Source organism: Streptomyces sp. NPDC006711, from assembly GCF_042869775.1.
Classification (GTDB): Bacteria; Actinomycetota; Actinomycetes; order Streptomycetales; family Streptomycetaceae; genus Streptomyces.
Genome location: NZ_JBIAGO010000005.1, coordinates 333,085 through 349,344, shown reverse-complemented (window position 1 = coordinate 349,344; position 16,260 = coordinate 333,085). Strand labels below are relative to the sequence as shown.

General features: G+C 72.9%; 15 protein-coding genes. 7 read left to right on the top strand and 8 right to left on the bottom strand.

Features of this window, described 5'->3' with window-relative positions; genetic code table 11:
- Positions 1 to 586 precede the first annotated feature (586 nt).
- Positions 587 to 2,014, bottom strand: a complete 1,428-nt coding sequence (locus tag ACFYM2_RS14380) for a HEAT repeat domain-containing protein (protein WP_388836178.1) — start codon at positions 2,012 to 2,014, stop codon at positions 587 to 589.
- Positions 2,015 to 2,280: 266 nt separating this feature from the next.
- A complete protein-coding gene (locus tag ACFYM2_RS14375) occupies positions 2,281 to 2,673 on the bottom strand; it encodes an ankyrin repeat domain-containing protein (protein WP_388836175.1) in 393 nt (130 codons plus the stop codon).
- A 308-nt stretch (positions 2,674 to 2,981) separates the two neighbouring features.
- Between ACFYM2_RS14375 and ACFYM2_RS14370 the strand changes: the two genes are divergently transcribed.
- Together ACFYM2_RS14370 and ACFYM2_RS14365 are read left to right on the top strand one after the other, a co-directional pair.
- Positions 2,982 to 3,176: a hypothetical protein gene (locus ACFYM2_RS14370; protein WP_328314020.1), complete on the top strand. Its 195-nt coding sequence runs from the start codon at positions 2,982 to 2,984 to the stop codon at positions 3,174 to 3,176.
- 71 nt (positions 3,177 to 3,247) lie between these two features.
- Positions 3,248 to 4,852 carry a hypothetical protein gene (locus ACFYM2_RS14365; RefSeq protein WP_388836173.1) on the top strand — a complete coding sequence of 535 codons (1,605 nt, stop codon included), beginning with the start codon at positions 3,248 to 3,250 and terminating at the stop codon, positions 4,850 to 4,852.
- Between the two features lie 104 nt (positions 4,853 to 4,956).
- On the opposite strand, the gene ACFYM2_RS14360 is transcribed toward ACFYM2_RS14365, so the two are convergent.
- Positions 4,957 to 6,459 carry a PLP-dependent aminotransferase family protein gene (locus ACFYM2_RS14360; protein WP_388460178.1) on the bottom strand — a complete coding sequence of 501 codons (1,503 nt, stop codon included), beginning with the start codon at positions 6,457 to 6,459 and terminating at the stop codon, positions 4,957 to 4,959.
- Between the two features lie 100 nt (positions 6,460 to 6,559).
- Here ACFYM2_RS14360 and ACFYM2_RS14355 point away from each other — a divergent pair, with 100 nt between their 5' ends.
- From ACFYM2_RS14355 to ACFYM2_RS14340, 4 genes are all read left to right on the top strand, one after another.
- Positions 6,560 to 7,258 (top strand): hypothetical protein, encoded by a 699-nt coding sequence (locus ACFYM2_RS14355; RefSeq protein WP_358996718.1) that lies wholly within the window; start codon positions 6,560 to 6,562, stop codon positions 7,256 to 7,258.
- The gene (locus ACFYM2_RS14350; protein ID WP_358996716.1) at positions 7,255 to 8,019 is read left to right on the top strand and encodes a glycerophosphodiester phosphodiesterase; all 765 of its coding nucleotides are present in this window, start codon (positions 7,255 to 7,257) and stop codon (positions 8,017 to 8,019) included. The genes ACFYM2_RS14355 and ACFYM2_RS14350 overlap by 4 nt, the downstream gene beginning before the upstream one ends.
- A gap of 48 nt (positions 8,020 to 8,067) precedes the next feature.
- Positions 8,068 to 9,480, top strand: coding sequence for an MFS transporter (locus tag ACFYM2_RS14345; RefSeq protein ID WP_388836170.1), 1,413 nt, complete (start codon positions 8,068 to 8,070; stop codon positions 9,478 to 9,480).
- A 254-nt stretch (positions 9,481 to 9,734) separates the two neighbouring features.
- A complete protein-coding gene (locus tag ACFYM2_RS14340) occupies positions 9,735 to 10,109 on the top strand; it encodes an RNA polymerase-binding protein RbpA (protein WP_053724453.1) in 375 nt (124 codons plus the stop codon).
- A 154-nt stretch (positions 10,110 to 10,263) separates the two neighbouring features.
- Here ACFYM2_RS14340 and fxsA read toward each other — a convergent pair whose 3' ends face one another.
- The 4 genes from fxsA to ACFYM2_RS14320 form a co-directional block, all read right to left on the bottom strand.
- The gene (fxsA, locus tag ACFYM2_RS14335; protein WP_388460185.1) at positions 10,264 to 10,848 is read right to left on the bottom strand and encodes an FxsA family membrane protein; all 585 of its coding nucleotides are present in this window, start codon (positions 10,846 to 10,848) and stop codon (positions 10,264 to 10,266) included.
- A 127-nt stretch (positions 10,849 to 10,975) separates the two neighbouring features.
- Positions 10,976 to 11,743, bottom strand: a complete 768-nt coding sequence (locus ACFYM2_RS14330; RefSeq protein WP_350229262.1) for a polyprenol monophosphomannose synthase — start codon at positions 11,741 to 11,743, stop codon at positions 10,976 to 10,978.
- Between the two features lie 593 nt (positions 11,744 to 12,336).
- A complete protein-coding gene (locus ACFYM2_RS14325) occupies positions 12,337 to 13,983 on the bottom strand; it encodes an amidohydrolase (RefSeq protein ID WP_388460187.1) in 1,647 nt (548 codons plus the stop codon).
- 10 nt (positions 13,984 to 13,993) lie between these two features.
- Entirely contained in the window at positions 13,994 to 14,434 is a 441-nt protein-coding gene (locus tag ACFYM2_RS14320; RefSeq protein WP_350229264.1) for an Lrp/AsnC family transcriptional regulator, read from the bottom strand.
- 203 nt (positions 14,435 to 14,637) lie between these two features.
- Between ACFYM2_RS14320 and ACFYM2_RS14315 the strand changes: the two genes are divergently transcribed.
- Complete coding sequence (locus ACFYM2_RS14315; RefSeq protein WP_358996702.1) at positions 14,638 to 15,060, top strand: hypothetical protein; 423 nt, start codon at positions 14,638 to 14,640, stop codon at positions 15,058 to 15,060.
- Positions 15,061 to 15,139: 79 nt separating this feature from the next.
- On the opposite strand, the gene ACFYM2_RS14310 is transcribed toward ACFYM2_RS14315, so the two are convergent.
- Entirely contained in the window at positions 15,140 to 16,234 is a 1,095-nt protein-coding gene (locus ACFYM2_RS14310; RefSeq protein ID WP_388836167.1) for a phosphotransferase family protein, read from the bottom strand.
- Between the last annotated feature and the right edge of the window lie 26 nt (positions 16,235 to 16,260).

The following is a 16,260-nucleotide window of genomic DNA, read 5'->3' as shown; positions in this document are numbered from 1 at the left end:
CCTGTCCGGCGTTTGAGGCCGAGCGCGTTCAGCGCGAACGGGGTCTGGGGCGGAGCCCCAGGGACCCCGGCTGCGGACCGTGGGTGGCTGGTCGCGCAGTTCCCCGCGCCCCTGACGGGGCTGGTGCTGGTCCGCGTGCGCCGATCCCCGGGTAGGGCTGGTGCTGGCGCCCGCGTGCCCCGCGCCCCTGGCGGGGCTGGTGCTGGTCCGCGTGGGCGACCCCGGGGTAGGGCTCATGCTGGCCCGTTCAGGCAACCTCAGCCTGTCCGGCGTTTGAGGACGAGGCCGTTCAGGCCGAACGGGGTCTGGGGCGGAGCCCCAGGGACCTTGGCTGCGGACCGTGGGTGGCTGGTCGCGCAGTTCCCCGCGCCCCTGACAAAGCTGGTGCTGGCCCGCGTGCGTCGATCCCCGGACAGGGCTGGTGCTGGCGCCCGCGTGCCCCGCGCCCCTGGCGGGGCTGGTGCTGGTCCGCGTGAGCGACCTCGGGGCAGGGCTCATGCTGGCTTATTCAGGCAACCTCAGCCCGTCCGGCGATTGAGGACGGGCGCCCTTCAGTGCGAACCGGGTCTGGGGCGGGGCCAGGGGGTCAGACTGCTGTTGGGTCTGGGCCCAGGCGGTCGTGGATGGCGCTCTGCACCTCCGCCTCCTCCGCCGGATCCGCCGCAAGCCTGCGCAACCGCTCAGCCACCCGCGCGTCGACGAGCTCGGCGTACTGCGCGGCCACCTCGCGGGTGGTCTCCTCGCAGTCCCACAGGCACTCGACGGCGAACCCGGTGGCGAAGGACGGGTCGGTCGCGGCGAGGGCCCGCGCGGTGCGGCCCCGCAGCTCCGACGACGAGGTCTCGCGGTAGACGTGCCGCAGGACGGGCGCGGCGCAGGAGATGCCGAGCCGGGCCGCCCCGTCGATGAGCGCCCGCAGCACGCCGGCGTCGGGGCCGTGGGAGCGTACGGTCTCGCGCAGCGCCCCGAGCACGAGCTCCTTGTCGCGGGCCTCGCCACGGGAGGCGAGCACGCCTGCCGCGGCGGCGCCCAGCTCGTCGGGGCGGCCGACCCAGCCACGGGCCCGCTCGACGGCCTCGATGCCACACATGCGTTCGAATGCCTGCACGGCGGCCTCGGCCGCCACACGCGAGCCGGCCGGGCCGTCCGAGACCGCCGCCTCGATCAGGTCGAGGACCCGGGCGTCGCGCGACTCGGCGAGATAGTGCAGCGCGGCGCCCCGCGCGCCGTCGCTGCCCCGGCGGGCCGCCTCGATGATGGCGTCCCGGTCCTCGGGCCCCGCGACGGCGCCCAGGCACCTGGCGGCCGGCAGATGCAGGACCGAGCCGCGTTCAAGACCTTGGTCGGCCCAGTCGAAGACGGCCTGGACGCTCCACCCGGGCCGTGGTCCCGACGGCCGCATCTGGCGCTGCCAGCGGTCGAAGGACCCGGCCTCCCGGGCCGCCCGCACCCGGGCGCCCACGCCGTCGCGCGGGTCATCGGCCCACAGCCGCCAGGGCCGGGGCTCGTAGGCGTCGCGCACGGCGGCGGCGAGCGCCGCGTCGCCCTCGGCGGTGGCCGGGAAGCGGGCGAGCACGGAGGCGGCGAGGGCACGCAGGCCCGCGTCGTCGTCACGCAGCGCCAGCTCGTCCAGGGCCCAGGCCCAGTTGGACCCGGACGCGGCGTAGCGGCGCAGCAGCGCGAGCGCGTCGCTCCTGCCGTACGAGGCGAGGTGGCCGAGGACGGCGAGCGCGAGCCCGGTCCTGGAGTCCTCGGGATCGAGGACGTCCTCGGCGCCGAAGAGGTGGCGCTCGACGTGGTCGAGTTCGCCGTCGAGATCCAGGAAGAGGCGCGCGTAGTACAGCGAGCGGTTCTCGACCTGCCAGTCCTGGCGGGGGTCGCTCAGTACACAGTGGTTCAGGGCCGCCAGGGCCTCGTCGCGCGGGGCGGCCAGCGCGTGCAGGGTGCCGTCGCCGCGGCCCCGCTGCAGCAGACCGAGCAGCGTGCCGCTCGGCGCTATGACTGGATCGAACATGGAAATAGCCTCACATCAAGCTGTCGACGCAACCGGGATTCGTGCCTTGCCCTAGGCCGCGCAGCAACATGAGGGGTCGCCCGCCGTCTTCTGCTTGGTGTAGACCATATTCCTGCCTCTCGTCGCGGCCCTCGATGTAAGGACCCTGCCCCCGATGTAGGGGTTCGACGTCATGATGACCCAGTCATTTCGCCATCGCGACCACATTTACGGCGCCCCTCTCCGCGGGCTCTTCGGTGGATCCCCCGTAAACGCCTGGTGGACGCTCAGTTGGCCCCGAACAGGGCGAGCAGGTCCGTCTTGCCGAACATCCGGGCGGTGTCGACCGCCGAGGGCGTCCCGGCGGAAGGATCGGCTCCGCCGGCGAGCAGCGCCTTGATCACGGCCTTCTCGCCCTTGAAGACGGCGCCCGCGAGCGGGGTCTGACCCCGGTCGTTGGCGCGGTCGGCCTCGGCGCCGCGGGCCAGCAGCGCGGACACCGCGTCGGCGTGCCCGTGGTAGGCGGCCAGCATCACCAGCGAGTCACCCCGGTCGTTGGTGAGGTTCGCGGGCACCCCGGCGTCCACGTACGCGGCCAGCGTCGCAGCGTCCCCCTGACGGGCCAGTTCGAAGACCTTGGCCGCCAGCTCGACCACCTCGGGATCGAGATCCTCGCTCATCGGAAAAACTCCTTAGGGGCAACGGAACGGACCCGCACGGCGACAGAGCCGAACGAGTGAATCGACAGGGTACTGCCCGGTGGGCGACATGACGGGGCACGCCAGAGGCAAAGATCACCGCGCGTGCCTCCCGGGCGCTCCCCGGGGCCTCGACGGCCGCACAGTGTCCCGCTCCGAGCGCCCTTTCATATCCGCCACTCCAGTGAAAATGGCCGAGTTTCACCCGTTTGCACCTTTTATCGCATAGATACTTCCTGTGAGCCTGGAAGAACTCATGGTGACCGTCCCCACCAACCAGGAGACCCCAAATGATCCTGTCCATGTCAGGCGTGGTGCTGCTCGGAATCATCTGCTTCCTCTTCTTCAAGAAAGACGGACTCAAGGCTTCGCACGCCCTCGTGTGCTCACTCTTCGGCTTCTACCTCGCGGGCACCGCCATCGCCCCGAGCATCACCGCCGGAGGCGCGAGCCTCGCCAGCCTGCTGGGCGGGATCAAGTTCTGACCCCGCTGTCCGCCGCACGACGGCGGACAGCACGGCAGAGACCACTGCGGACACAACTCCAGGAGAACGACGTGGCCCGGCGACCGCTCCCCCGCATTCTGAGCAGCAGCAGCGCATCCATCGTTCGCAGCCGCGAAATCGCGCGCACGGCCGCCGACAGTGCCACCGACGTTCTCCATCCGCTCATCACAATCAGTCGCGGCCTGCGGCTGATCACCGCCGCCCTGCGCGGCAGGTGGGCCGCCACCCCCAAGGAACGGCGTAGTCCCGCGCTGTTCTTGACGGCGGCAGTGGTCCTGGTCGTCGCGCTCATCCCGTACGGGCCGCTCCTCGCCCTGATCACGGTGATGGGCGCGGCGGCCTGGAAGGGCCGCGAGAAGCCGGTCGTCAAGACCGGTCCCGACGAGGCGGAACTCGCCCGGCTCCAGGCCCTGTACGAGGCGCTTGTGCCCTATTTCTCCGTGCCGGAGGACCCCGACCCGCTGTTCTCGCACGGCGGCGCGTGGGACAAGGCGTTCAGCGAGTACGCCTTCGACGACGGCGGCCGCCTCACCCGGCTGCGGGTGCGCTACCCGGCGTACTTCACCGACGGCGAACCCGAGGCGCGCGCCCGTATCGAACAGCTCCTGCACGCCAAGTCGGGCCGGGGCCGCGAGTACCACTTCGCGTGGGACGAGGAGGGCAATCAGCTCGACCTCAGCGTCCTGGGGCCGCTGCCGACCTCGATCGCGGCCCAGCGTTTCGTGACCTCCCCCGGCGAGAGCGTGCTCGGTTTCACCGACGCCGGCGCCGTGCCCAGGACCGTCCCGGTGATCTCGGACGACGGGAGCCACGACGCCCCGCCGGTCGTCTGGCGCACCGGCCCCCGCTCCACCGAGCCGCACCTCCTGGCCGTGGGCCGGCCCGGCACGGGCACCACGACCCTGCTGCGCTCCCTCGCGCTCCAGGCGCTCAGGGACGGCGACGTGCTCATCGTGGAGGGCCCCGGAACCGGTGAGTACGCCTGCCTCACCGGCCGCGCGGGCGTCCTCGCCGTGGAGTGCGGGCTCGCCGGGGCGCTCGCCACCCTGGAGTGGGCCTCCCACGAGACCGAGCGCCGTCTGATCTCGGCCAACCGCGCACGCCAGGCGGGCCGTCCGGCGCCCGAGGACACCAAGCGCCCGCTGTGGATCCTGCTCGACCGCCCCAGCGTGCTCGTCGACCTGGCGGCGGCGGACGGCCGCCCCGACCCCCAGCACCTGCTCCAGGTCCCGCTGCGGCACGGCCGGGCCGCCGGGGTGACCGTGGTGGTGGCCGAGCAGTTCGACACCCTGGAGCACCTGTCGGAGCCCGTACGCATCCACACGCGGGCCCGCGTGGTCCTCGGCCCCGCCTCCTTCGACGAGGTCGCCTCGGTGCTCGGCGCGCCGCCCCACACCACCCCCACCCCCGACGTCCCGCCGGGCCGGGGCTACGCCCGCCTCGGCGCCAGCCCCGTCCTGCGCCTCCAGGTGCCCGCCACCCCGGACCCGTACGACGACGCCACGACGGAGGCCCACCGCGAGGCCGTCCTCGACCTGCTGCCGCCCCGCGACGCGCCGGTGGAGGCGAGAGCGGGGCGGACGCGTCCGGCGGCGCCGGTGGAGGCCGCGCCGGCGGAGGCGACCCCCGTGGAGGCCGTCCCGGCCGAGGGCTAGGGGTACTCGTGCCGGCCCCCGGGCCCCCGTGGCCCCGGCACAACCCACGCAGGAGTCCCCTGGAGCGAGCGGCCAGCCACGCCGGGCCTTTGGCCGGGCGCCGGTCAGGCCACGAAGGTCCGTGGCGGCTCCGCGCTCCCCGAGCCGCCGCCCGTCTCCACGAGCCGGGCCGCCGCCGCCAGCCGGGCGGCGGCCTCGTCGGCGACCGGGCCGCCCACCGTGAACGGCAGCCGGACATACCCCTCGAAGGCGCCGTCCACCCCGAAGCGCGGCCCCGACGGCACCCGCACACCGACGCGTTCCCCGACTTCCGCAAGCCGCGATCCCGACAGGCCGCCCGTGCGGACCCACAGCGTGAGACCGCCGCGCGGTACGACGAACTCCCAGTCGGGCAGCTCCCGGCGCACCGCGCCCACCAGCGCGTCCCGGTTCTCCCTCGCCTGCACCCGGCGCAGTTCGACCGCCTGCTCCCAACCACCCGACGCCATCAGCCAGTTGACGGCAAGCTGCTCAAGGACGGGCGTGCCCAGATCCGCGTACGCGCGGGCGGCCACGAGAGAGCGGATGATGTCGGGGGCCGCCCGCACCCAGCCGATCCGCATGCCGGCCCAGAACGCCTTGCTCGCCGAGCCCACCGTGAGCACCGTGGCGCCCGCCGGGTCGAAGGCGCAGACGGGGCGCGGCATGACCAGGTCCGGATCGAGCCACAGCTCGCTCATCGTCTCGTCGACGACGAGCACGGTGCCGGCCGAGCGGGCCGCGTCCACGAGCTGGCGCCGCTGGTCCTCGTCGGCGAGCGCGCCGGTGGGGTTGTGGAAGTCGGCCACCACATAGGCGAGCCGGGGCGCGGCGTCCCTGAGCACCTGGCGCCAGCGCGGCAGGTCCCAGCCGGTCAGGCCCTCGGCCATCGCGATCGGCACGAGCCGGGCGCCGGCCTCGCGCATCAGCTGGAGGATGTTGGCGTACGAGGGTGATTCGACGGCGATGCGTTCGCCCCGGCCCGCGAAGAGATGACAGATGGCGTCCATCGCGCCCATCGCGCCGGTGGTGACCATGATCTGTTCGGGCATCGTGGGGATGCCGCGCGCGGTGTAGCGCTCGGCGAGCATCTGTCGCAGGGCGGGCAGGCCCGCCGGATAGTCGCCGTGGGTGTGGGCGTAGGGCGGCAGCTCCTCAAGGGCGCCCTGGACGCCCCGGGTCAGCCACGGTTCGGGGGCGGGCAGGGCCGCGCAGCCCAGGTCGATCATCGAGCCGAGCGATTCGGGCGGCAGCGGTTCCAGGCCCCGGCCGGGCAGCGGGTGGCCGGCGGGCACGGCGGTCCAGCTGCCCGCGCCGCGCCTGGATTCCAGGAAGCCCTCGCCGCGCAGCGCCTCGTAGGCGGCGGCGACGGTGGTCCGGCTCACCGAGAGGGCCAGCGCGAGCTCCCGCTCGGCGGGCAGTCGCGCGGCCGCCGGGACGCGGCCTTCGAGCACGAGCAGCCGGATCCCGTCGGCGAGCGCCCGGTAGGCGGGCGGCTTGCGCAGGCCCGCGCCGACGGGGCGCGGCTGCTGTGCCTTGAGCTGACGGGCGAGCTGGGCGGGCCCGATCGCCGAGGTCCACTGCGCCATGAAGTCAGTCCACCTTCCCGGAATTGGCCATGGTTGGGGTCCATTTCCCCGCCTCAGAGTGGCATGACCAGTCCACCACGATCACTCAGGGGGCACCACCTTGTCGACGCACCTCCCACGCAGACTGCTCTCGCTGTACGTCGGTCTCGCGCTGTACGGCATCAGTTCGGGGCTGCTCGTGCGCGCCGGGCTCGGGCTCCAGCCGTGGGGGGTGCTGGACCAGGGCATCGCCCGGCGCACCGGCCTGTCCATCGGTGAGGCGTCGATCATCGTGGGCGCCCTGGTGCTGCTGCTGTGGATCCCCCTGCGTGAGCGGCCGGGGCTCGGCACCCTCTCCAATGTGTTCGCGATCGGCGCCTTCATGGACGGCACGCTCGCCGTCGTCCCGGATGTACGGGGGCTGCTCGCGCAGGTGCCGCTGGCGGCCGCCGCGATCGTCTGCAACGGGGCCGCCACCGGTCTGTACATCTCCGCGCGCTTCGGCGCCGGCCCGCGCGACGGTCTGATGACGGGCCTGCACAGGGCGACGGGCCGCTCGGTCCGTCTCGTCCGCACCTCCCTCGAGGCGGCCGTGGTGGCGACCGGGTTCCTGCTCGGTGGGTCGCTCGGCGTCGGCACGGCCTTGTACGCGCTGGCGATCGGGCCGCTCGCCCAGTTCTTCCTGCGCGTCTTCGCGCTGCCGGAACCGGCTCGTGCGGTCGCGGCTCCGGCGGGGCCCGGCCCAAAGGCGCCCAGCACGTGCGCATGCGCCCCCTCGCGCACGGCAGCGCCGCGGGACCGCGCGATACTTCCCGGGTGACTCGCGTACGCCACCCCTACCTGGACCACCCCGCCGTCATCCCGTTCGCCCATCGCGGCGGCGCCGCGGACGGCATCGAGAACACGGCCGCCGCCTTCGCGCGGGCCGCCGAGGCCGGCTACCGCTACTTCGAGACCGATGTGCACACCACGGCCGACGGCCGTCTGGTGGCGTTCCACGACGCGACACTCGACCGGGTCACCGACGTCCAGGGTCGCATCGCCGAACTGCCCTGGAACGTGGTCCGACGGGCCCGGGTCGCCGGGCGCGAGCCGCTGCCGCTCTTCGAAGAACTCCTGGAGGCGTTCCCCGAAGCCCGCTGGAACGTCGATCTGAAGGCGGAGTCGGCGCTTGTCCCGCTGATCGACCTGATCCGCCGCACCGGGGCGTGGGACCGCGTCTGCGTCGGCTCGTTCTCCGAGGCCCGCGTCGCCCGGGCGCACCGCGCCGCCGGGCCGCGCCTGGCCACCTCCTACGGAGTGCGGGGCGTCGCCGCGCTGCGCCTTCGCTCCTACGGGATCCCCGCGCCGCTGCGCCCCGGCGCCGTCAGCGCCCAGGTCCCGGTGAGCCAGCACGGCGTGCCCGTCGTGGACCGCCGCTTCGTGCGGACGGCGCACGCGCTCGGCCTGCGGGTCCATGTGTGGACGATCAACGACCCCGCCCGGATGAGGGCGCTGCTCGACCTCGGCGTGGATGGCATCATGACCGATCATCTGGAGACACTGCGCACGGTCATGACCGACCGGGGAGTCTGGCACTGACACCCGGCGGCCACCGCTCGCGTACGGGCACGAGCGAGGGGGCGCGGGTTGAGCGCTGAGATCGTGAACAGGACCGCCGGGAAGACGACCGGGACCGCCGAGGCGGACGGGGCCCCAGCGGCCGACGGGGGCCCGCCGGCGGGCGCGACCGAACGCCGGCGGGAACAACGCGGCTGGTACTTCTACGACTTCGCGTGCTCGGTCTATTCGACGAGCGTGCTGACGGTGTTCCTCGGCCCCTATCTGACGTCCATCGCCAAGTCGGCGGCGGACGCCGAGGGGTTCGTCCACCCGCTGGGCATCCCGGTGCGCGCCGGGTCGCTGTTCGCGTACGCCGTGTCCGCCTCGGTGATCGTCGCGGTGGTCCTCATGCCGGTCGTGGGCGCGGCGGCCGACCGGGGCGGGCGCAAGAAGCCGCTCCTCGCGGCCGCCGCCTACACCGGCGCCGCCGCCACGGCCGGGATGTTCTTCCTGGACGGGCACCGCTATCTGCTCGGCGCGGTGCTTCTGATCGTCGCCAACGCGGCGCTCTCGGTCTCGATGGTCCTCTACAACGCCTATCTGCCGCAGATCGCGGGTCCCGAGGAGCGCGACCGGGTCTCCTCGCGCGGCTGGGCCTTCGGCTACACCTCCGGCGCCGGCGTCCTGGTGCTCAACCTGATCCTCTATTCGGGGCACGACCGCTTCGGGGTCTCGGAGTCGACCGCCGTGCGGATCTGCCTGGCGTCGGCCGGCGTGTGGTGGGGCGCGTTCACGCTGATACCGCTGCGCCGTCTGCGCGACCGCGCGGTGGCGGTGTCGGTGAGCGAGGGCCGGGTGGGGGCGGGCTGGCGGCAGTTGGTCTCGACGCTGCGGGACATGCGGGCCCGGCCGCTGACCCTGGCCTTCCTCCTGGCCTACCTCATCTACAACGACGGTGTGCAGACGGTGATTTCGCAGGCCTCGATTTACGGGTCGGAGGAACTGGGCCTGGATCAGAACACCCTGATCGTGGCCGTGCTCCTGGTGCAGGTCCTCGCGGTGGCGGGCGCGCTCGGGATGGGGCGCCTCGCGCGGACGTACGGCGCGAAGCGGACGATTCTGGGCTCGCTCGCGATCTGGGCGGTGATCCTTGGGGTCGGCTTCTTCCTGCCTGCGCACCGGCCCGCGCTGTTCTTCGTGCTGGCGGCGGCCATCGGCACGGTGCTCGGCGGTAGCCAGGCGCTGTCCAGGTCGCTCTTCTCACACATGGTGCCCAGCGGCAAGGAGGCCGAGTACTTCTCGGCCTACGAGATGAGCGACCGGGGGCTGAGCTGGCTGGGGCCATTGGTGTTCGGTCTCGCGTACCAGCTGACCGGGAGCTACCGGGATGCCATCATCTCGCTGGTGGTGTTCTTCGCGGTCGGTTTCGTACTGCTGGCCCGGGTGCCGGTGCGGGCCGCGGTGGCCGCCGCGGGGAACCCTGTTCCGGCGCGGATTTAGACGTTGAAGTGAAAGGCCGGTAGTGTACGCCTTTGGCCTGCCAGGCGGACCGTTACTGCGTGCTCGAGTAGAGAAGACGCTGGGTGACATCTGCTGTCAGATGTGACAAACCGGTCACTGGTGGGTACAACAAGGGGCGGCACGACGGCGACGCATGACCCAGAACGGGAATCTTTACCGCCGACCGGACGTTGACCGGATGACGACGACAGTGACACCTGTCCTGTGGGCGACAAGCCCGGGAGGCACGATTCATGAGTGAGCGAGCTCTTCGCGGCACGCGCCTCGTGGTGACCAGCTACGAGACCGACCGCGGCATCGATCTGGCCCCGCGCCAGGCCGTGGAGTACGCATGCGAGAAGGGACATCGCTTTGAGATGCCCTTCTCGGTGGAGGCGGAGATTCCGCCGGAGTGGGAGTGCAAGGTCTGCGGGGCCCCCGCACTCCTGGTGGACGGCGACGGCCCTGAGGAGAAGAAGGGCAAGCCCGCGCGTACGCACTGGGACATGCTCATGGAGCGGCGCACCCGCGAGGAGCTGGAGGAGGTTCTGGCCGAAAGGCTGGAGGTCCTTCGTTCCGGCACCATGAACATTGCCGTGCATCCGCGCGACAGCCGCAAGTCCGCCTGATCGCGCAGTTCGGCGATACAGCGCGTCAAAGTTGAGGGCCGGTCACACCATTGCGGTGTGACCGGCCCTCGGCTTTTCTCCGGCCGGTGACCGGGCCCCCGACGGCCGCACCTGCGACCAGTGCGGCCCCGGCCGCCCCTCGCGGGCGCGGCTCTCAAGGGGTCAGGGGCGGGCGCGGGCCGAGGTCGTCGCGCGCGGGGCCGGAGGCCGGTCCGTCGTCGCGGACGACCTCGCCCTGGACGACCTTGCCGTCCGGGTGGCGGACGCGGGCCTGCTGGAAGGCGTCGCCGAAGCCACCGGGGACAACGGCGCGCACGCGCTTGTCGAGGGACCGTTCGGCCAGGCGCGCCAGGGACTTGCGGACCGGCGGGACCAGCAGGAGCAGCCCCGCCGCGTCCGACAGGAAGCCGGGGATGATCAGGAGCAGCCCGGCCAGCATGATGAGGGCGTTGCCCTCACCGCCGCCGGAACCGGCCTGCGGCCCGCCGCCTCCCGACTGCTGCCGCCTGACCGTCTCGGAGAGATGGCGAAAGGCGCGCCGCCCGGCCCGTTTGATGACGCCACTGCCGAGCAGCAGGCCGCCGATGAGCAGCAGCAGGACCAGGAGCCCGCTGGTGGCACCGGCCACCACGGTGAGCAGCCAGATCTCCAGGACCAGCCAGGCGGCGATCCCCAGGGGTACGAAGGTGCGTGCGCGCGAGCGCTTGGGAACGGTCGGGGGCTGAGTGCCGGTCGTCATGGTCCCAGTGTGCCTGGACGCCGCTCGGGACGGCGTAAGGAAGAGATCAGTACGCCCTGGTCATCGCGGGTCGCAGGGGCGCACTCGGCCCGGCGAGGGGGGGAGCGTGCCCGGCAGGACCGGGGCTTCAGGAGGGCTTGCGGCCCAGGAGCTTGTTGGCACGGGCGCCCACGCCCCAGGCGGTGACCCGCCACAGCGCCTCGACCAGGATGTCGTTGCTCATCTTGGAGTCGCCGCGTTCGCGCTCGACGAACGTGATGGGCACCTCGACCACGTGGAAGCCGGCGGCGACCGCGCGGCGGGCCAGGTCGACCTGGAAGCAGTATCCGGCGGAGGCCACCTGGTCGAGGCCGAGGCCTTCAAGGGTCTCGCGCCGGAAGGCGCGGTAGCCGCCGGTGACGTCGCGGATCGGGACTCCGAGCAGCAGCCGGGAGTAGGTGGAGCCGCCGCGCGAGATGTACTCGCGGTACTTGGGCCAGTTCACGATCCGGCCGCCCGGCACCCAGCGGGAGCCCAGCACCAGATCGGCCCCCTTGAGCGCGGTGAGCAGCCGGGGCAGCTCCTCGGGCTGGTGGGAGCCGTCGGCGTCCATCTCGACCAGGACGCCGTAGTCGTGCTCGATGCCCCAGCGGAAACCGGCCAGGTAGGCGGCGCCCAGCCCTTCCTTGCCCTTGCGGTGCAGCACGTGCACCTGGTCGTCCTCGGCGGCGAGTTCGTCCGCGAACTTGCCGGTGCCGTCGGGGCTGTTGTCGTCGGCGACCAGAATGTGGGCCTCGGGGACCGCCTCCCTGACGCGGGCGACGATCGGCTTGATGTTCTCCGCCTCGTTGTAGGTCGGGATGATCACCAAGGCCTTGCCCAGCGGGCCGTACCGCCTCTGACCGCCGTCGTTCACTGCTGCCCCTTATTGTCCGTACGCAAGGGTCCACCATAGCGAGCGGTCACCATCGCCCCGAACCGCGAGGGTGTGTGGTGCCGGATGCGCCCGGATGGAGGGGGAGATCCGCCGGAAATACCGGGTCTGGGGCACGTGGGTCGGTACGCACGTGGGTCGGTACGGGGGCCCGGCGCCCTTCGGGCCGACCTGGGGCCCGCTGGCTGCGGGTCGACCGAGAGCCGTTGTCTACTGAGCGTCCGGGCCCCACCCGGGTCGCACCTACCCGCGAGCCCGCAGGGGGCAGGGGGGACGCCCTCCCGGCTGAAACCTTCCCTCGCCCCCGAGGCGCGGGCGCTGAACCTGGCTGCCAGTGGTGGTGCGCCGGTGCGACACACCACCCCATGACCCAGCGGCGTTCGACGACTGCGTGGAGGCTTAACCGGTCGGACGTCCTGTGGTGGACTCGGCCGAACCTACCGGCCCCCGGGCGCGTTCTGTCAACAGCCGTTTGAGCTGCGACGTTTCCTCAAACGGCCAGGTCAGTGCCGAAGATCCGCAGGTCGTGGCGATGCCGTGACGGCGCTGCGCCGACAGTGCGAAATGTCCCCATGTCACTCGTTCGGACGCGCGAATACCGTTTGTCCGAACACCACGGTCCGCAGGGGGACCGGCAGCGCGGCGCCGGGAGTGAGGTCGGGCAGGCCCGGGGTGCCCGAGCGGGGGTCGGTGGACCAGCGGGCCACTCGGTCGTCGGGGGCCTGCACCACCAGCTCCTCCGTGCGCCAGACCGCGTAGTCGGCGGGGGCGCCCGGCACCAGGGTGCCCGCGTCGTCCCGGCCGAGCGCGCGCCAGCCGCCCCTGGTGTGGGCGGTGAAGGCGGCCCGGGCCGAGACGCGGTGCTCCAAGGTGCGGTGGAAGGCGGCGGCCCGGACGGTCTCCCACGGGCCGAGCGGGGTGACCGGCGCGTCGGAGCCGAACGCCAGCGGCACGCCCGCGCGCAGCAGGGCGGCGTACGGGTTGAGGGTGCGGGCCCGCTCGACGCCGAGCCGTTCGGCGTACATGCCCTCGTCGCCGCCCCACAGCGCGTCGAAGACGGGCTGCACGGAGGCGGTGAGGCCGAACTCCGCGAAGGCCGCGATGGTGGCGGGGGTCATCATCTCCGCGTGCTCCACCCGGTGCCGGGCGGCGCGGACGCGAGCGAGCCCCACCCGCTCGGCCGCGGCCCGTACGCCCTCGACGACGGCGCTGAGCGCGGCGTCGCCGATGGCGTGGAAGCCGGCCTGGATCCCGGCCTCGGTGCACGCGGCCACATGGGCGGCCACGTCGGCGGCGTCCAGGTGGACGGCGCCGGTGCCCGGGGCGTCGGCGTAGGGGGTGTGCAGGCAGGCGGTGTGGGAACCGAGGGAGCCGTCCACGAAGAGGTCCCCTGCCGCGCCGACCGCGCCGAGTTCGCGGATGCGATCGGCGTCCTTGGCGCCCGCGACGCGCTCGGCCCAGTATCCGAAGACCCGGGGGCCCGGCTCCTCGCGCGACAGGGCGAGCAGCGAGGTGAAGTCGTCCTCGTCGGAGATCTCGGGCCCGCCGCACTCGTGGAGGGAGCCGATGCCGAGCGAGGCGGCGTGCCGCAGCGCGGCGCGCTGCGCGTCGGCGCGCTGGCCCGGTGTGATGGCGCCGTGCGCCGCGGCCCGCACCGCGTGGTGCGCGGCGCCGTCAAGCGGCTCGCCGTCCCGGTATCCGGCCAGGTCACGGACGCCCGGGACGAGGTCGAGCAGGGCGGTGGTGACCACGGCGGAGTGGACGTCGACGCGGGGCAGGTAGAGCGGGCGGCCGCCGGTGGCCGCGTCCAGCTCCGCGCGCGAGGGGTGGCGCCGCTCCGGCCAGCGCGCCGCGTCCCAGCCGCCGCCGAGCAGCACCCGGTCCCCGGGGCGGGCGGCGGCGTGGGCGCGCACCGCGTCCAGGGCCTCGGCGAGCGTACGGGCCGAGGAGAGGTCGAGCCCGGTCAGGGCGAGACCGGTGGCGGTGGTGTGCACATGCGCGTCGGTGAACGCGGGGGTGACGAGAGCGCCTTCGAGGTCCACGACCTCGTCCACCCCGCCGGCGAACGCGTCGGCGGCGCCTTCCGAACCGACCCAGGCGACGTGCCCGCGTTCGACGACCATCGCGGTGGCGAAGGGGTCGGCGGGACTGTGCACGTCGCCACCGCGCAGCAGGACGGTGCGGTGGGCGGTTGCTTCGGGGGCGGAACTCGCGGAACTCATGGAGGACAGCCTAGATATGCGGCGGCCGTGCCTCGTACGGGGTGGACAGGACGACGGTCGTACGCGTCGAGACGCCCGCCTGGGTGCGGATGCGGGTCAGCAGGTGCTCAAGGGCCAGCGGGGTGGCCACCCGGACCTTGAGGATGTAGTTCTCGTCCCCGGCCACGCTGTGGCAGGCCTCCAGCTCCGGCACGTCCGCGAGGCGCTCCGCGATGTCGTCGGGGGCGCTGGGGTCGAAGGGCTTGACCGAGATGAACGCGGTCAGCGGCAGGCCTACCGCCTCGGGGTCCACGACGGCGGCGTATCCACGGATGACCCCGCGCTGTTCGAGACGGCGTACCCGCTGGTGCACCGCCGATGTGGACAGGCCGGTGGCCTTGCCCAGGTCGGTGTAGCTCATCCGCCCGTCCTTGACGAGCAGATCCACGATCTGACGGTCCAGCTCCTCCATGCCGCTCAACCTATGGCCCCGGGCCGGGTCCGGCACAGCCGGGCGGGGTCCGAAAGGGCATCTGCGGGCGGCATGTGACCAATACCACAGGTTTGCCGGCGGCTCGTCGGGGGGTGCGCGGTTATCGCCGCGGCACGGCGGGAAGTGCTTGTTTTGGTCGCGGCCGCGGCGCAATGCCGGCCCACCCGAGGGGGAGTGTCCCAATGCAGAATCCCAAGCGCACCGGACGTGCGGAACGTGAACGTGGCGAACCGGAGCCCGTCGATATCGCCGAATTCCTCGACGAGGACGACTCGCTCGACGCCTACGACACCTTCGAGATGTACCGGGTGCTCTGCCCGGACTGCGCGCAGCCGATCGCGCTGCTCGCCGACGAGGACGTCCTGCCCGAGCACGCGCTGTGCCCGAGCCCGTGGAACCCGTTCGTGCTGACCGTGTGCGCGGGGACCGGGCGCCCGGCCGGGCAGGCGCAGGCGGCCGACGCCTCGCTCGACGTCCAGGAACAGGACACCGCGCTGCTGCTCACCCTGCCGAGCGAGCTGGACTGGCGCACCCAGCCGTTCTCGCACGTCGGCGGCCCGGGCTCGCGTCCGGTGCGGGTGCCGCAGATGCGCCGCGCCGCCTGAGCGCACGCGGGATCCGCGCGGACACACCGCGCCGCGCCGAGGGCCGGACGCCACTGGGGGGCGCCCGGCCGACGGCCGCTCACGTCCAGTACGCCCCCGCCACCATGGCCGCGAGGCTGTCCCGGTGCAGGATCAGCGCGTCCGGGTCGTCGGGCGGCTCGGCCTCGCCGAAGCGCAGCTGCCGGTGCGCGATGCGCAGCATGACCACCGCGTGCCGCAGGGCGGCGTAGAGGGTGTGGAACTCCATGGCACGCGGGATGTGGCCGGTCAGTTCGGCGTACCGCCGCTCGATGTCGTCGCGCCGCAGGAAGTCCGGCAGGCCCGGTTGGCCGAAACTCACCGTGAGGTCCTGGAAGAAGCGGTGGAGGTAGACGAGCCAGCCGAGGTCGAGTTCGCGCGGTCCGCAGGCGGCCATCTCCCAGTCGAGGACGGCCGCCGGCGTGAACCCGTCGTAGATGATGTTGCCGATGCGGGCGTCGCCCCAGGTGAGGACCGAGGGTCCCTCGTCCTTCGGCCAGTGCACGTCGAGCCAGTCGAACGCCGCCTCGATGAGCGGTGAGCGCGGCAGACCGTCAACCACCCAGGCGTAGTACTTCCGTTGGGCTTCCACATGGCGGCGCAGCGGCGAGCCCTCGCCCTCCGCCCGCAGGAACTCGGCTTCGCGAGCCGGGAATTGACCGTGCAGGCGCGCGAGCACGGACAGGGTGCCCTCCTGGAGGCGGGCCCGTTCGCCGTCGGTGGCCGCGTGCAGCCAATTGCCCTCGTACGTATAGGGCATGACGTCCGGCGGCACCCTTCCCGCCACGCGGTCCATCACGAAGAACGGCGCGCCGAGCGGCGCCGGGTCCTCCTCCAGCCAGCGCGCACGGGGCACCGGTATGTCGGTGTGCTCGGCAACCAGACGCATGACGCGGTACTGGCGGGCCATGTCGTACACGGGGAAGACGGTGTACGCGTCCGGGTCAGCGGCGAGCCGCAGGGCGCAGGCGCGCACGGGGGTGTCGGGGTGCTCGATGTCGAAGAGCAGGGTCTCGCTCGACATGCCGTTGGAGGACGGCACCCGGATGCCGGTGACCCGGGCGCCGGGCAGCCAGGCACCGAGCCAGGCGGCGAGGCGGCGTCCCACGTCCTCGGGGTCGCGCGTGGAGGTGCGGGGGCGGGGCGTGGTGGCCATGGCGGTGCTCCCTTCACGGGTGGGCG

Coding starts and splice junctions, on each gene's coding strand:
- ACFYM2_RS14380 (WP_388836178.1), bottom strand. CDS start 2,014: ATGTTCGATCCAGTCATAGCGCCGAGCGGCACGCTGCTCGGTCTGCTG.
- ACFYM2_RS14375 (WP_388836175.1), bottom strand. CDS start 2,673: ATGAGCGAGGATCTCGATCCCGAGGTGGTCGAGCTGGCGGCCAAGGTC.
- ACFYM2_RS14370 (WP_328314020.1), top strand. CDS start 2,982: ATGATCCTGTCCATGTCAGGCGTGGTGCTGCTCGGAATCATCTGCTTC.
- ACFYM2_RS14360 (WP_388460178.1), bottom strand. CDS start 6,459: ATGGCGCAGTGGACCTCGGCGATCGGGCCCGCCCAGCTCGCCCGTCAG.
- ACFYM2_RS14340 (WP_053724453.1), top strand. CDS start 9,735: ATGAGTGAGCGAGCTCTTCGCGGCACGCGCCTCGTGGTGACCAGCTAC.
- fxsA (WP_388460185.1), bottom strand. CDS start 10,848: ATGACGACCGGCACTCAGCCCCCGACCGTTCCCAAGCGCTCGCGCGCA.
- ACFYM2_RS14325 (WP_388460187.1), bottom strand. CDS start 13,983: ATGAGTTCCGCGAGTTCCGCCCCCGAAGCAACCGCCCACCGCACCGTC.
- ACFYM2_RS14320 (WP_350229264.1), bottom strand. CDS start 14,434: ATGGAGGAGCTGGACCGTCAGATCGTGGATCTGCTCGTCAAGGACGGG.
- ACFYM2_RS14315 (WP_358996702.1), top strand. CDS start 14,638: ATGCAGAATCCCAAGCGCACCGGACGTGCGGAACGTGAACGTGGCGAA.
- ACFYM2_RS14310 (WP_388836167.1), bottom strand. CDS start 16,234: ATGGCCACCACGCCCCGCCCCCGCACCTCCACGCGCGACCCCGAGGAC.